Origin of the sequence: Fodinicola acaciae (genome assembly GCF_010993745.1) — a bacterium.
Taxonomy (GTDB): domain Bacteria; phylum Actinomycetota; class Actinomycetes; order Mycobacteriales; family HKI-0501; genus Fodinicola; species Fodinicola acaciae.
Genome location: NZ_WOTN01000004.1, coordinates 961643 through 975432 on the forward strand (window position 1 = coordinate 961643; position 13790 = coordinate 975432).

At 63.7% G+C, this 13790-nt stretch carries 16 protein-coding genes and 1 pseudogene; 10 read left to right on the plus strand and 7 right to left on the minus strand.

All coding sequences use genetic code 11. The features are described from left to right. Window positions 1–4: 4 nt before the first annotated feature. On the plus strand, window positions 5–1006 hold the full coding sequence (locus tag GNX95_RS40055; RefSeq protein WP_163513240.1) for an RNA polymerase subunit sigma-70: 1002 nt from the start codon (window positions 5–7) through the stop codon (window positions 1004–1006). Here the strand turns inward: GNX95_RS40055 and GNX95_RS40060 are convergent, their stop codons facing one another. From GNX95_RS40060 to GNX95_RS40065, 3 genes and pseudogenes are all read right to left on the minus strand, one after another. Next, entirely contained in the window at window positions 1007–1570 is a 564-nt protein-coding gene (locus tag GNX95_RS40060; protein WP_163513241.1) for a dihydrofolate reductase family protein, read from the minus strand. Between the two features lie 75 nt (window positions 1571–1645). Further along, window positions 1646–1798: pseudogene (locus tag GNX95_RS44570) on the minus strand (DUF5808 domain-containing protein); the annotation flags it as partial. A 159-nt stretch (window positions 1799–1957) separates the two neighbouring features. Beyond that, window positions 1958–3358 carry an IS1380 family transposase gene (locus GNX95_RS40065; RefSeq protein ID WP_281356868.1) on the minus strand — a complete coding sequence of 467 codons (1401 nt, stop codon included), beginning with the start codon at window positions 3356–3358 and terminating at the stop codon, window positions 1958–1960. A gap of 380 nt (window positions 3359–3738) precedes the next feature. Between GNX95_RS40065 and GNX95_RS44575 the strand changes: the two genes are divergently transcribed. The 3 genes from GNX95_RS44575 to GNX95_RS43975 are packed head-to-tail and all read left to right on the plus strand — an operon-like array spanning window position 3739 to window position 5319. Next, complete coding sequence (locus tag GNX95_RS44575) at window positions 3739–4248, plus strand: DUF6932 family protein (RefSeq protein WP_425483948.1); 510 nt, start codon at window positions 3739–3741, stop codon at window positions 4246–4248. Further along, window positions 4245–5141, plus strand: a complete 897-nt coding sequence (locus GNX95_RS40070) for a hypothetical protein (protein ID WP_163513243.1) — start codon at window positions 4245–4247, stop codon at window positions 5139–5141. The genes GNX95_RS44575 and GNX95_RS40070 overlap by 4 nt, the downstream gene beginning before the upstream one ends. Before the next feature lie 52 nt (window positions 5142–5193). Further along, window positions 5194–5319, plus strand: a complete 126-nt coding sequence (locus tag GNX95_RS43975; protein ID WP_281357009.1) for a hypothetical protein — start codon at window positions 5194–5196, stop codon at window positions 5317–5319. A gap of 728 nt (window positions 5320–6047) precedes the next feature. On the opposite strand, the gene GNX95_RS40075 is transcribed toward GNX95_RS43975, so the two are convergent. Beyond that, entirely contained in the window at window positions 6048–6764 is a 717-nt protein-coding gene (locus GNX95_RS40075) for a hypothetical protein (RefSeq protein ID WP_163513245.1), read from the minus strand. Window positions 6765–6817: 53 nt separating this feature from the next. Here GNX95_RS40075 and GNX95_RS42840 point away from each other — a divergent pair, with 53 nt between their 5' ends. Next, entirely contained in the window at window positions 6818–6988 is a 171-nt protein-coding gene (locus GNX95_RS42840; RefSeq protein ID WP_222854296.1) for a hypothetical protein, read from the plus strand. Window positions 6989–7109: 121 nt separating this feature from the next. On the opposite strand, the gene GNX95_RS40085 is transcribed toward GNX95_RS42840, so the two are convergent. Both GNX95_RS40085 and GNX95_RS40090 read right to left on the minus strand, forming a co-directional pair. Next, window positions 7110–7880: an alpha/beta fold hydrolase gene (locus GNX95_RS40085; RefSeq protein WP_163513247.1), complete on the minus strand. Its 771-nt coding sequence runs from the start codon at window positions 7878–7880 to the stop codon at window positions 7110–7112. 4 nt (window positions 7881–7884) lie between these two features. Next, window positions 7885–8349: a cupin domain-containing protein gene (locus GNX95_RS40090; RefSeq protein ID WP_163513249.1), complete on the minus strand. Its 465-nt coding sequence runs from the start codon at window positions 8347–8349 to the stop codon at window positions 7885–7887. A 112-nt stretch (window positions 8350–8461) separates the two neighbouring features. Here GNX95_RS40090 and GNX95_RS40095 point away from each other — a divergent pair, with 112 nt between their 5' ends. Continuing rightward, window positions 8462–9058 carry a TetR/AcrR family transcriptional regulator gene (locus tag GNX95_RS40095; RefSeq protein ID WP_163513251.1) on the plus strand — a complete coding sequence of 199 codons (597 nt, stop codon included), beginning with the start codon at window positions 8462–8464 and terminating at the stop codon, window positions 9056–9058. Here GNX95_RS40095 and GNX95_RS43980 read toward each other — a convergent pair. Next, window positions 9055–9183: a hypothetical protein gene (locus GNX95_RS43980; RefSeq protein ID WP_281357010.1), complete on the minus strand. Its 129-nt coding sequence runs from the start codon at window positions 9181–9183 to the stop codon at window positions 9055–9057. The genes GNX95_RS40095 and GNX95_RS43980 overlap by 4 nt on opposite strands. A gap of 66 nt (window positions 9184–9249) precedes the next feature. Between GNX95_RS43980 and GNX95_RS44580 the strand changes: the two genes are divergently transcribed. The 4 genes from GNX95_RS44580 to GNX95_RS40110 all read left to right on the plus strand — a co-directional run bounded on the left by GNX95_RS44580 (window position 9250) and on the right by GNX95_RS40110 (window position 13762). Then, complete coding sequence (locus GNX95_RS44580; RefSeq protein WP_484489527.1) at window positions 9250–9324, plus strand: hypothetical protein; 75 nt, start codon at window positions 9250–9252, stop codon at window positions 9322–9324. Beyond that, window positions 9293–9430 carry a hypothetical protein gene (locus GNX95_RS40100; protein WP_163513253.1) on the plus strand — a complete coding sequence of 46 codons (138 nt, stop codon included), beginning with the start codon at window positions 9293–9295 and terminating at the stop codon, window positions 9428–9430. The genes GNX95_RS44580 and GNX95_RS40100 overlap by 32 nt, the downstream gene beginning before the upstream one ends. Window positions 9431–9878: 448 nt before the next feature. Next, a complete protein-coding gene (locus GNX95_RS40105) occupies window positions 9879–11867 on the plus strand; it encodes an ATP-dependent nuclease (protein WP_246281924.1) in 1989 nt (662 codons plus the stop codon). Continuing rightward, window positions 11864–13762 carry a UvrD-helicase domain-containing protein gene (locus tag GNX95_RS40110; RefSeq protein ID WP_163513255.1) on the plus strand — a complete coding sequence of 633 codons (1899 nt, stop codon included), beginning with the start codon at window positions 11864–11866 and terminating at the stop codon, window positions 13760–13762. Before GNX95_RS40105 ends, GNX95_RS40110 begins: the two co-directional genes overlap by 4 nt. Window positions 13763–13790: the final 28 nt, after the last annotated feature.

A 13790-nucleotide genomic window follows, 5' to 3' on the forward strand; every position in this document is an offset into this window, starting at 1 on the left:
GACCATGACCGACGCCAGGCCAGCAGGCGCCGACGAGGCCGCGTTCATCGCGGCGGCCCGCTCCGACGACACGGCGAGGTTCGCGCTCGTCACCGAGCGCCACCGGCGTGAGCTGCAGGTGCACTGCTATCGGATGCTGGCGAACTACGAGGACGCGAGGGACCTGACGCAGGAGACGTTCCTGCGAGCGTGGCACAAGCGAAAGTCGTTCAGGGGTGAGGCCGCGCTGCGCACTTGGCTCTATCGGATCGCGACCAACGCCTGCCTCGACCACCTGGAGAAGCGCAACGACCGTACGCCCATACCGTCCGGGCTGCCGGACGCCGAGGTGGCGCACCTGCAGCCGTATCCGGACCAGATGCTCCCCGAGGACCCGCAGGAGTCGGTGGTGGCGCGCGAGACGATCGAGCTGGCGTTCATCGTCGCCGTCCAGCACCTGCCGCCGCGGCAGCGGGCCGTGTTCATCCTGCGCGACGTGCTCGGCTGGACGGCGCCGGGTGCCGCGGACGCTCTCGAGCTGACCGTGGCATCGGTGACCAGCGCACTGCAGCGGGCTCGGGTGACGATGCGCGAGCAGCTGCCGGGCCGCCGCCTCGACTGGCGCGGCCCGGCCACCTATGAGCTGTCTGCCGACGAGCGCGGCGTACTGAGGTCGTACATCGACGCCCACGAGCGCAACGACCTCGACGGGTTGATGGCCCTGCTGCGCGAGGACCTGCGCTTCGCCATGCTGCCTGATCCCGGCACCGTGACCAGGGGTGCCAAGGACGCGGTGGACGGCTGGGTCGCCGGTGGCCTCTTCCAGCCCGGCTACGACGACTTGCGCTGTGTCGCCACGACGGTCAACCGGATGCCCGCCGCCGCGTTGTACCGCCGCACCGCCGACGACCCGCGCTATCGGCTGTCGATCATCTCGGTGCTGCACATCGCCGACGGGAAGATCGCCGAGCTGACCGGTTTCGACGTCACCGACGAACCATGGCTGGGCCTGCCCCAGACACTGTGATCATCTCCTCGTCTCGTATCTGGTCAGTACGACGCCACCGGGGAACGTACGGGTCTGCACCAGCCGGAGGTCGACCCAGTGGTCCAGCGTCGTGAACAACGGCGTGCCACCGCCGACCAGGACCGGGTGGGTGGCCAGCTGGTACTCGTCGATCAACCCGGCCCGCATGGCGGCCGCCGCAAGCGTCGCGCCGCCGATGCTCATCGGGCCGCCGTCCTCGGCCTTGAGCCGGGTGATCTCAGCGACGGCGTCACCGGTGACCAGGCGGGTGTTCCAGTCGACCTTGTCGACCGTCGAGGAGAACACCACCTTCGGCGTGTCGCGCCAGTTTCGCGCGAACGCGACCTGGGCCGGCGTGGCGTCCGGTTGCTGGTCGCCGGTCGGCCAGTACGAGCTCATCGCCGCCCAGATCTTGCGTCCGTACAGCGTCAGACTGCTTTCCTGCTCGCGTTCGAGCCACCACTGGAACAGCTCGTCGCTCGGCGCGCTCCAGCCGATGTCGTCGCCGGGCGCGGCGATGTAGCCGTCCAGTGTCACGTTCATACCGAAGATCAGTTTCCGCATCGTGCCAGCCTCCTGTGAGTCGATCTCACACCTACCGACGGGCGCGCCGCGGAATCCTCATCGGTGCGGCTGTGCCTACCGCTCCTGGTTCAACCGATGAAGCATGCGGTGATCAGCAGTGCGACGAGCGCCATCAGGCCAGCCAACTAACATCGCCGACGCCGAATTGTCGAAGTTGATCGTCCAGCCGATGCCGAATCGGCGCGGTACGAACAATCCACTGTCGTCGCGGTTGAGGTAGAAGACGCCCTAGCCTCGATCTTTCGCGTGGGAGTTGAGTGACTGTTTGGCTGGTTGTGGGGTCTGTGTGTTTGTTTGTGGCAGGGCTGGTTTCCGGCGCTGTGTCGCCGGTTCTCCGGTCCTGGTTGTGGGGTTGGTTCGTCGTTTTTAGCTGGGTTGTAGGGATTTCCAGGCGTTGTCGATGAGGTGGTTGAAGGGCCAGTTGCGGGGTAGTCGTAGGCGTCGTCGTCGGCCGCTGTGGATGATGCGGCCGGCGACGGCCAGGATGCGTAGCCGTAGGCGTTTGGGTTCCCAGCGTCTGGCGGGTTGGTGTGTGTCCCAGGCCAGGGTTTGGGTCCAGGCCAGCAAGTCCGCCGCTAGTGCGGCGATTTCCAGCCAGATCTGGTTGTGGGCGTATCCGTGGAAGGGCAGGTTGCGCATGCCGGTGTCTTTCTGCGCGCGGATACGGTCCTCGCAACGGGCTCGTTGCCGGTGGCGTACTTCCAGTGTGTCCAGTGTCCAGCCGGGGCCGTGGGTGTTGGTGGCGAAGCAGGTGATGCGCCACCCGTCCTGGTCGGTGAGGCGTAGTTGCGCGCCGGGGTGTGGTCGTTCCCGGCGGGCGATCACCCGCATCCCGGCTGGCCATTGTTGAGGACCGGGTCGGGTTGCCGGGGTCGGGTCGGGCATCCATCGCGTGAGCTCGGCGACCTGCGCGCCCTCGCGCGGCTGGCCGTCACCGTCAACAGCCGGTCTCCAGGCCTGCGGCGGGATAGCCTCCATCGCGGCTTTGACCGTTTCATGGGCCGGGAATCCGATCGAATACTCCAACCCCAGATCGGTGATGTGATGCAGGAACGCCTTGGAACACGCGCCGGAATCGGCACGGACCAACACCTGCGCGCGCTCGCCTTCGGGCAGCTGGGCCAGCGCCAGATCCAGAGCCTGGACATGGTCCTGCTTGTTCCACGGTGAAGCGTTGCCAGGACGCAGTTGCAGCACCAGGCTTTCTCCGGTCCCGTACTGGCCATGGTCGACGAACGCGCACATCGGCGCGAATCCGAACCCGCGTTTGTGGGTAGCGCAGGCACGTTCTTTGTCCGAGTGCGCGGTCACCAATGTCGAGTCCAGATCGATGATGACTTGGCCGCCGTCGCGACTACCCGCACGGCCGGCCAACGGCCGGCGCCGCTTCCAGACCGCGCACCGCGCCTGAGCCCGCGCGGACCGGATCGCCGGCAGGACAGCATCAACATCGCCAGCCAACGTGCTGACCAGCCGCGATATCGTCGGATCGCTGGCCACCGGCCCGAACAGTCCAGGTTGCGCCCGGACCACGCTCACATCCGCTAAACAGTCACCGCCGAGCGCAACCGCGGTCGCCAGGTCGCAAACGATCTTCCCCGGACCGTGGCGGACCCGGCGACCACGCCACGGATCAAGGGCTACCGACAACGCTCGCCGCACACCTGACAACCGGATCGTCTGCCGTAACAACAGTCCGCCAGCAGAGGACACCAACGACTCGCGAGCCGGATCCAGAACCAACCCGCCAACCCTGTTAACCTTCACCTACGGAGTGCCTTCCAGTGCAGTGACCCTTGAGACGTCGCAATCCCAAGTTTCCCGCACTGGACAGGCACTTCCGTGCATTTCTAGGCCGTGTCACCGGCCAACAGATGAAAGCCCGAGGCTAGGGGCCGAGGTCAGCCGGAGTTTCGTAGTCCTGCCGGTCAGGTACAGACCGCCAAACACGACGACACGTCCGTCAATGACGACTGGCTGATCAACCGGCATCGCTCGTGCAGCCGGAAAGCCGACCGATTCGAGCCGGTCAGTTCCGCCATCAGCGTTCATTCCGGTCCATTGAGAAGAACAGCCGACAGCTACCAACTGTTGATCTATGATCACGTCAAGTAGCAGGTCTACTCGCTCGCCGGTAGGAGGTAACGTTGTCACTCCCCGACTGGAACGAGTATGGACTCCTGCCCCCAGGCATCCATAAAGGAACGCTCGATCAGATCTATGACCGGTTTGTCCTTGACGCACCGTGCCGTGAAAGGCGAGAGGTCCTACACGGAGCATTGGTGACACACTTAGGCCTTGTCCGTGAGCTGATCCCGCAAGGCCGAGCGTGGGTCGACGGAGGCTTCTGTACGTGCAAGACCGAACCGCCGAAGGATGTAGACGTGCTACTCCATCCTGGTGACTGGACGGCTCTGGAGGCGAGCGAGCCGTCAGCGCAAACGCGTATGTATGGGTTGCTAACTTTGCAAGACGTTTTGGCACAGCAGCCGGCGGTGTGGCTGGAACGCCTGCAACCCGTCGGCGGTGCATTGGACGCGTTTCTATGCTTTCCTGGCTCCGAGAACTACTGGTCAGACCTCTGGTCGTCAGTCAAACGCGCTGACGGCCATGTCGAGCTTGGAGTCAAGAAGGGCTTCGTGGAGGTGTCTTGGTGACAAGTGCATTCCGCGATGCTTTCGGCAGAATTCGCGGAAATTCGTGGCTCGATGAACTTGCACGAGCGTCGCTCATCGCGGCAGAGCGCAAGTTCGCAGCTGGTGGCGTGCCGAGTGCTCAGCTGCGAGTCGAATTCAAAGGTCTAACGAGCATCGGTGCTCGTGAGTCTGCCTTGGTAGCCAAGGCGATACAGGATGCGACGGCGAAGGTCGGTCACATCATTCGGGATCCCTCCACTGAGGCGACGGGGGCGTATCCGGGTGACCGCGAAAGAGCCCGTCTCATTCAACGAGTCCAGGCTCGCAATTTTATGGTTTTTTCGTTTCCCGATGAGGCCGCAGAAGAAGGTCAGTTTGATTTCTCAGGACCCGAGTCGCCGAGAACATTGGCAGAGCTCGCAGCCGAGGAACTTGTGGAGATCCTGCCGAGCACTCAGGAAGACGACGACTCGTTAGACGCAGTCCTAGGCCAGCGAAAGACCATCCGCAATGCAGTCAATGACATCGTCGGTGCGGTCAGTAGTACAGGAACTCTGGGGCTGCAATTTGTCCCACGGGTCGGAGCACCTATAAGTTGCGTCGTTTCGAGCGAGCAAGCTGAAGTTCTCGCCGAGAGCCTCAGCGAATCGCAAGTCGAACGCCGGACGATAACAATGCAAGGGCGTCTGGATGGTGTGCGCACACGCCGCCGCATCTTCTACCTGGAGCTAGACACCGGCCGTGATATCCACGGAGCTATCGGAACTGACTTGCTGGAAGACATCAGGGCTAACCTCGACCATCAAGTTGTCGCCACTCTTGAGGAGACGCGGTTCGAGGCAGTATCTGGTAGACGTACGCGACCGTCATACCGCCTTCTCGGCCTCGATCCAGTTGCACCTTTGAGCGGATAGGGCCGGCACCACGGCAGGGCTGCTCGGAGCCGTACGCTGGGGTGCCGCCGGCATGATCTCGCCACTTGTCGGCCTGCTCGGTAACACCGCGACAGCCATGGCGACCGTATGCGCGGCCGGCCTCATCGCAGCCAGCCTGCTGCTCGCCATCCTCACCAAGCCATGGCGCCGCGCTTGACATCGAGACCAACTCAGTCCAACTGGGTGACACCACAGCCGTGACGCATGACAACCCGAGTGTATTCCACCGGCTGGAGCCGTCACTCCGACGAAGTACAACTCGGCGCGATGTGGTAGCGCAGCTAGGTACATGCACTGACCCGGCCCGAGGCGTGGTTGATGTCGGGACGACCAGGCATCACACATGTGCGATGGAACTCGGCCTAGAAGGCGGTCTTTTGCGCAGAAGATCGCAACGACCAGGCCGCGATCGAACAACTCATCGCACGGGCTGCTTGACCGCAACTGCAGTGAGATGCAGGCGATCAACCTGACGCCACTGGCCCACCAAATTCATGCTGCTGGCAAGGGCCTGCTACGACAACGTGCTCACTTTACCGGTGGAGTGTACGTATTCGACCCGTCGTATTCCTGAACTGGCTCAGTACAAGGCAAAAGCGCGCTCATGCCGATGAGCGGACGTTTGGCCGGTGGCGTCATGTTCGGTGATCTGGGTTGAGACCAGAGGTCGGTAGTGGGGCGCGTGACGGCGCGGGTGAACGAGTCCGATGGATGTAACGGTGTTGGACGAGTTCGATGCCCTGTGCCACTTCGCCCCTAACGGCATCGCCCACCGCACCACGATGAACAGGATTTCGTGATCAACACCTGCATCCGTTGGCGCATCGCTCATGCAGAGCCCATTGCTTGACGCGCCGCCGACTCAGCTATCCGCACCGGGATCCATTACCCGTCCACGATTGCAGGACAGCCACCGGACGGTCCGGAACAGGTGTAACAGATGAGCCTGTCAACGCTCGGCTTCACCTCCAGTTGGGCGTACGAATTGGCCAGCGCCGCCAACCTGCGCGGTCTGCCGTTCATGATCTTTACGAAGGCGCACATCCGCCGGTACGCACGCAGCCGCTCGTCATCCGATCCCAGTCTGGCCAGTCCCGTATCGACCCTGTCCAGGACGACACACACCGTACGCACCTGCCATGGGTCCTCGACTGCCATCAGAAAGCCGGCCAGCGCATCCCACGCCTCGCCGAACGGTCGGCGCTTCAGCAGGGCCTCCGCGAGCCACAAGTCGCGCCCCACGTCGGCTACGAACACCTGGGTGAGCTCGTCCAGGTCGGCATCGCTGAGCTGGTCGGGATGAGCCGACAGAATCCTGCCCGCGCCGGCATCGCGGTCGGTCAGGTACCGACGCACCAGGCCGACCAGCTGTTCTGCTTCGACGCCGCTCAGGGCGAGCAGGTCCCACACGAAGTTCGGACTGCGAGAATACCGGGATGTCGCGAGCAGCACCGCAGCGTCGCGATATCGCATCTGCTCCGACAGGGGCGCGTTGGTGAATCCTTCCTCCCAGGGCTCGCAGGCCCACAGCGGGTCCGGATCGGTCTCTGGAGCCAGCTTCACCATTAGGCGGAGCAGCCTCAGAGCCTCCTCCTTCGTCATGCCGGACCTCCGCGGTCGGAGTACGTGCCTGCCGGTTCCAATGATCCGCCACAGTGGCGTTCCCGTCTCCGGATCCCGATTCGCCAGCTCCCGTACGGTTTCTGCCGGCCTTCGGCAAGGTGGTCCTCGGCTATCACGACCGAAGTCGCATCATCGATGACGCTGATCGCGGCCTGTCCGTGGCCGGCGAGCGGTCGTCCTGGTGGACGGCCGCGTCTCGGTGACGTGGAATGTCTGCAACGACAACGTAACCGTGAGCCCGTTGCGTGAACTTTCCCGAAGCGAAAGAGAAGAAGTCGCGGAACAAGCGCGGGAGCTGACTTCTTTCCTTGTCGAAGGAAGAAGCTAGCCGATGAATTCCCAGAGTACGGGCAGAAACTCCTCGGGCGTCTCGACCTGCGGCATGTGGCCGGTCTGCTCCAGCAGCCGGAATTCGGCGCCAGGAATGGCTTTCGCGTACGCGCGGCCATAGTCCGCGTCCACCACCTGGTCGCTGGCACCCCACGCGACCAGCGTCGGATGGCTGATCTTGGCCAGCCGGTCGGTCAGGTTCGGATCGGCCATCGAGAACGGGCCCGAGTAGATCCGCAGCACGTCGCGGTTGGCCGCCATGGTGGCGAGCTGTGCGTCGGTCAGCGCGCTCGGATCGAAGCTGAACTTCGCGGGATCGTGGAAGGAAAGGCGCGCCAACTCAGGCGGCGTGAGGTCGAAAGTGTCGGCGATCGGATGGCCGGGAACCTCGATGCCGACCGCGTCGATCAGCACGACGGAGGCGATCCGGTCGCTGCCGATCGCCGCGACCTCGGCGGCGAGCCAGCCGCCGATCGAATTGCCGACGACCGCGACATCGCGCAGGTCAAGGACGTCAAGCAGCTGCACGTACGCTTGCGCCAGCGTCGTGACGTCGGTCAGCCAGCCTGGCCGGACAGTTCCGTCGAAACCGGGATGGATCGGCGTGAAAACCCGCGCCGGCCGCGCCTCAGCGAGCCGGCCGGCGAACGGCAGGACGGTCTGCGGACCGCCGCCGCCGTGCAGCATGAGGACGGGACGGCCTCGCGCGCCGCGAATTTCCACGCTGATGTCGAGCGCGCCCTGGTCCATAGTGACTGTGGTCATTTTGTTACTCCTCAGAAAAATCGGTCGCGGGCTCGGTGGCGTAGCGGCCCATCACGGCGATGGTCGCCGCGGGCGTGAGCTGCCGGCCACCGGCGATCATGTCGCGCAGGTCGCGGAAATACTGGACGTACAGGTCGGGCGTGAAGGTGTTGAGCATGACCGCGGGCGTGTCGCCGAGGTTCGCGAAGGTGTGCGGTGCGCCCGGCGGGATCATCGCAAGCGTGCCGGCGGGCGCCTCGTGGGTCGTGTCGCCGACGGTGAAATGGACCGTGCCGGAGACGACGTAGAAACCTTCGTCGTGCTGGGCGTGGCGATGCTGCGGCGGGCCCTGTGTGTGCGGCGCGATGGTGATCTCGCCGATCCCGAGCCGATGGCCGGTCGTACTGCCGTCCTCCAGGATGCGCATCTTCGTCGGGCCGAGCTGGATCGACTCGCCGCCGTCCGGCCCGACCAGGGAAACGTCCGTCACTGCTCTGACTCCTTTACGAGAGTTCGCTCTCACGAGAGTAGATAAGAGTCTTCATAAAAGTCAACTCTCATAATGAGAGCAAACTGCTATAATCCGACCGGACGGAGGCGCGATGACGGAGCAACTCGACACTGGCCGGACGAACCAGAAGATGCGGACGCGGTCGGCGATCGTGGCCGCCGCGCGCGACCTGATCTCCAAAGGCGGCGAGGTGACGATGCCGCTGGTCGCGCAGGCGGCGCAGGTCTCCGAAGCGACCGCTTACCGGTATTTTCCGGACCTGCCGTCGCTGATCAGCGAGGTGCTCGCCGGCGTCTGGCCAACGCCCGCCGAGGCGTTCGCGCCGCTCGGCGACTGCGCCGATGCCGTACGCCGAGTCGCCTTCGCCTGCGAGTTCTTGCTCCGCGGCGTCCTCGCCCGGCAGGGTTCCGTACGCGCGATGATCTCGGCGACTATCACCCGCCCAGAGACCGTGACCAGCCGGCCCGGGATCCGCTTCGGGCTGATCGACCACGCGCTCCAGCCGCTGGAAGACAGCCTGGATCCGGAGGTGTTTGCGCAGCTCAAGCGGGATCTTGCCGTCGTCGTGAGCGCCGAGGCGCTGTTCACGCTGACCGACCTCTGCGGACTCGACGCCGAGGTCGCGATCAGCAGCGCCGTACGGACCGCGACGACGCTGGCCGAGGCGGCTGTCCGCCAGAGCGACTAACGCTGCAGGTCGCCCATGTCGGCGACCCGGTCGCCAAGGTCCTCGCTGTGGCGCACGACGGACTCGGCGGCGCGGTCGGTCGCGGCGCGAGCGCCATCGGCCGTACGAGCCACCGTGTCGGCCACGGAGGCCGCGCGGCTGCCGGCCGGGAGCCCCGACTCCGTGCGCTGTTTCCCTTTACGTCCATGGACATGCTGGGTTTCCGGCCCACGGTCCAGCCCACCACCCGTTCAGATGGTCCATGGGGCGCCGCCGTTGGGCGATGATCGCTATCTGGTCATAGGACCAGGCGACCACGAGGTCGGCGTCGCCGATGCCGACGGCAGCGTCGTACTCGCCTTGACCGTACTCGACGCGACCGCCGAGAAGTAGCTACCCAAGGGCGGCGCAGCATCAGGCTGCTAATCGAGCCTCGCCAACGTCCGCTCATGCCGCCGAGAGTGCGTCGATCACGCGGACTGCCGGCAGATATCAGGCAGGAGCATTCGCTGACTTCGAATACCGCGCGTTCCCAGTAGCTGAGGAGAAGTACATCAAGATCCCCATGCCCGGAATTGGCAAAGGTCCGTACAGCACGCGCCGAACGGTCGCCAGCGTTTGGCCATGTGTCGCCGCAGGCTCGACCTCTCGTCACGGCGAAGCTTCGATCAGCCAGTTGTTGTGCAGTTGAGTGCCGATAGCCAGATGCCGAAGCCGATACTTATGGTCGTGGCGGGACAGCGCTATGCCGGTTCGTGGACACGGGTCTCGCATACAGATGTGCCCGGGCTTAGCCTTGCCCACTTAGCGTCGGACGCGCGGATGATCGATCCGTAGGTAGTTGACCGGTTCGTTGGCGGCGACGGGAGGTCGCGTCGAAATGTTCCTTGAACGCCTCACGCTAACCAACTTTCAGTGCTTCGGACCTAGAGCGACAACGATCTGCTTCGACCAGCAGTTAACGGCGCTGCTCGGCGCGAACGCCGCTGGGAAGACCGCCGCTTGCCAGGCGCTGCTGCGGTTGTTCAGCATCGTCGGAGACCAGCGCCGTATCCGTGTCGAGGATTTCCATGTTCCCGAGAACGAGGATAAGCCGGCCGAAACAAGGTCATTGACAATCGAGGCAGTCTTCGCGTTCCCCGAACTTGCCGACGAGACAGAGGCCAAGGCGTCTGCCAGCGTGCCTGAGTTCTTCGCACAGATGACAGCGGATGATCAGGGGCAGCTGAAGCTTCGCATCATCTTGGAGGCGTCCTGGCTAGCAGATGGTTCCGTCGCTGGCACGATCGACCAGAGCCGCCGTGTCGTTCACACCTTCGACGAAGACTACGGTAGGAATTACGTTGAGCTACGCGAATCGGACCGCAGCCGTATCCAGGCGGTGTACGTGCCTGCCACCCGCGACGGTACGCGTCAGGTTGCGACCTTCCTGCGCGGGCGAGTCTGGCGAGCCAGCCAATGGTCGGAAACCTTCCGGAGACACGTGAGTGAGGCCGCCGTAGATCTCTCTGAAAAGTTCAAGAATGAAGGCGTTGTCGCGACTGTGACCGAAGCGATTTCCAAGCGCTGGCAGGCACTTCACCACGTCACCTCCGATCAGAACCTGATGTTCGAACCAATCAGCAGAGATGTCAGTGTCCTGGTCGCCAACGCTGAGATGGTCTTCGAACCGTCCCCGGCAGGGAGGACCCGGCCGGCCCGAGAACTCAGCGATGGACAACAATCGCTGCTCCATATCGCGCTCACCGCTGCGAGCTTGGATCTCGAGGCAGCGATCGCTGGAGGGAAGCACGACGATAGGTTCGATATAACGGCGACCGCTCTGCCGTCCCTGACGCTCCTGGCGATCGAGGAGCCGGAGAACAACCTGGCTCCGTTCTTCCTCTCCCGCGTCGTTCAGCAACTTCTCGACGTAACGTCATCCGGCCGTGCGCAGGCGGTCATTTCTAGCCACTCCGCGAGCGTCATGTCCCGTATCTCACCCGATCAGGTCCGGCACTTCCGGCTCGACACGACCACCAAGACATCCGAGGTGCGCGAGATCGATGTGCCCGCGGATTCCACCGATGCCGGCAAATACATCCGCGAGGCCGTTCGAGCGCACCCCGAGCTGTACTTCGCCCGCTTCGTCATTCTTGGCGAGGGCACGTCCGAACAGGTGGTTCTCCCGAAGCTCGCCGAGGCGAGAGGCTTGCATATCGATCAGTCATTCGTCGCCGTTGTGCCCCTCGGCGGACGGCACACGAAATACTTCTGGCGACTTCTCACCCGGCTCGGCGTCCCGTACGCGACGCTCCTGGACCTCGACTGGGGCCGCGCTGGTGGAGGCGAAGGACGCATCCGCGACGTCTGCACGCAGATGCAGGCCATCGATACCAGCCCATTTGACGGCTGCGCGCAGATCGCCGGCTTCGCTTCGACGGACGACATCGTCAACCTCGACGACACACAGCTCCAGAGCTGGCTCGACCATCTCGAGAAATGGGACATCTACTTCTCAGCCCCGCTTGACCTGGACATGGTCCTCTTGAGCCAGTTCAAGTCCGCCTACACCATGCACCTCAAGGACGGGCAGCAAGGGCCGAGCGGACAGGGAGACCCGCGTGATGCCGTCCTTGGCGAGCCCGCCGTACGGCCGGAGGTCGCTCGTTGGGCGAACGACGACGAAACCGATGACTTGCGCTGGTACCGCTACCTGTTCCTCACCCATTCCAAGCCAGGCACTCATCTGGATGCCCTGTCCCACGTCGGTCCGTCCGACCTTGCCAAGGTCACGGGTCCGATCGCTCGGCTCTTGGACCGGATCGCGAAGGTGGTCAGTCCGACATGAGGATCGTCCCTAATGACTGGCGTCCACGCGGTATCGACGACCTCGAACCCGCGGCCTGGGAGGCGCTACGGGCCGGCACCGCTGCCATCACCGCCGGACCAGGTGCTGGAAAGTCGGAGTTCCTCGCCCAACGCGCCAGCTACCTGCTTGAAACCGGTTTGTGCCGCCCCCCGCAACAGATCCTTGCGATCTCGTTCAAACGGGACGCGGCGGCCAACCTGCGCGAGCGAATGCGAAACCGACTGCCAGAACACGCCGACCGATTCACCTCGATGACGTTCGATGCGTTCACCAAAACCATCGTCGACCGGTTCAAAGACCTCCTACCGCCCGCTTGGTCGATGAGCGGTAGCTACAAGATCGGCTTCGCCAGCCGGGACGAAATCCGCGACTTCCTTGACACGCTCGCTGAGACCGGACCCGAAGGGTTCCGTAGCGCCATCGCCAGGATCGGGCGGGACGGGTTCATCAACAACACCGTTGGCGCTCACGACCTGGAGCCCGAACATCAGGAACCCACCACCGCGGTTGAGTACGTTGTGCAGCGGTGGTGGATCCAGAAATATCAGATCCATGCCGTCCCGACAGTCGACTTCGTCATGCTGAACCGACTGGCTGAGCTGATCATCCGCTCAAGTCCGCAGCTGCAGCATGCGCTTGGCGCGACCTATCCCTATGTCTTCGTCGACGAGTTTCAGGACACCACCTATGCCCAGTACTCGTTCCTCAAGTCAGTATTCGCACGCGACGGCACAACCGTCACAGTCGTCGGCGACCGGAAGCAGCGAATCATGGGCTGGGCCGGCGCCCTCACCGACGCGTTCGCCCAGTTCCAGCAGGACTTCACGGCGGAATCATTCGAACTGACTTGGAACTTCCGCTCGAACCAGCCACTCATTGACCTGCAACATCGCTTCGCGACGCGACTGGCTTCCGGTAGCCAGCAGCAAGTGTCCCAGGTCGTCAGTCAGGTGGAACAGTTTCCGGTACAGATCTGGTCATTCCCCAACGCCAGGCTTGAGGCAAGAACCCTCGCAGCGTGGATCGCAGCTGATATCGAGGAATCGGGACGCCTGCCCGCCGAGTACGCGATGATCGCGCGCCAACGCGTAGCCGATCTCGAACCAGACCTCTCACAGGAATTCGAGGCGCAAGGTCTGAAGATCCGCAATGACGACGCCCAAGTCGGCGAGCTTCGACTCCAGGATCTACTCAAGGACAGTCTCGCGCGACTGCTCATTGGACTGATCCGTCTCGGCGCAACACGCGGCGGCCAGCCGCAGACATGGCGCGAGGTCACCACCACACTCGACCAACTTACGCCGACCGATCAGAATCGCGATATCGGGTCAGGCATCGACGACGCGCTTTCAAGCTTCCTAGCCGAACTGCGCAACTGGTTCGCCTCCACCCCGCTGAACGACGCGACCAGCAGGTCCGTCGACGCTCTCACCGAAGCCCTGATCAACAAGCTCACGATAGCCGTAGACTTCGATGACATAGCCCAGAAGCGCATCTTCGGCGACCGGCCCGAGGACCTGACGACGACGCTCAACGCATTTAGAATTCGCATCGGCGACGTCCTTGGACGCATCCGCTCCTGGGACGAGCTAGCCGACGCTTTCACCGACGACAAGGCGGTGCCCCTGCTGACCATCCACCGAAGCAAAGGGCTGGAGTATCACACAGTTTTCTTCCTCGGGCTGGACGGCGACCAGTGGTGGGCCCACGCCCGCGACACGATCGAGTCCACCATGACGTTCTTCGTCGGCGTATCCCGCGCCGCCGAAAGGCTCATCTTCACCCAGTGCGACCAGCGCGGCTCCCCAAACGATATCGCCGACTTGTACGAAGAGCTGAATCAAGCCGGAGTTCAGATCGTGCGCATGCGGTGAGAGTCTAAACAGGCACGTTAATCGTCCG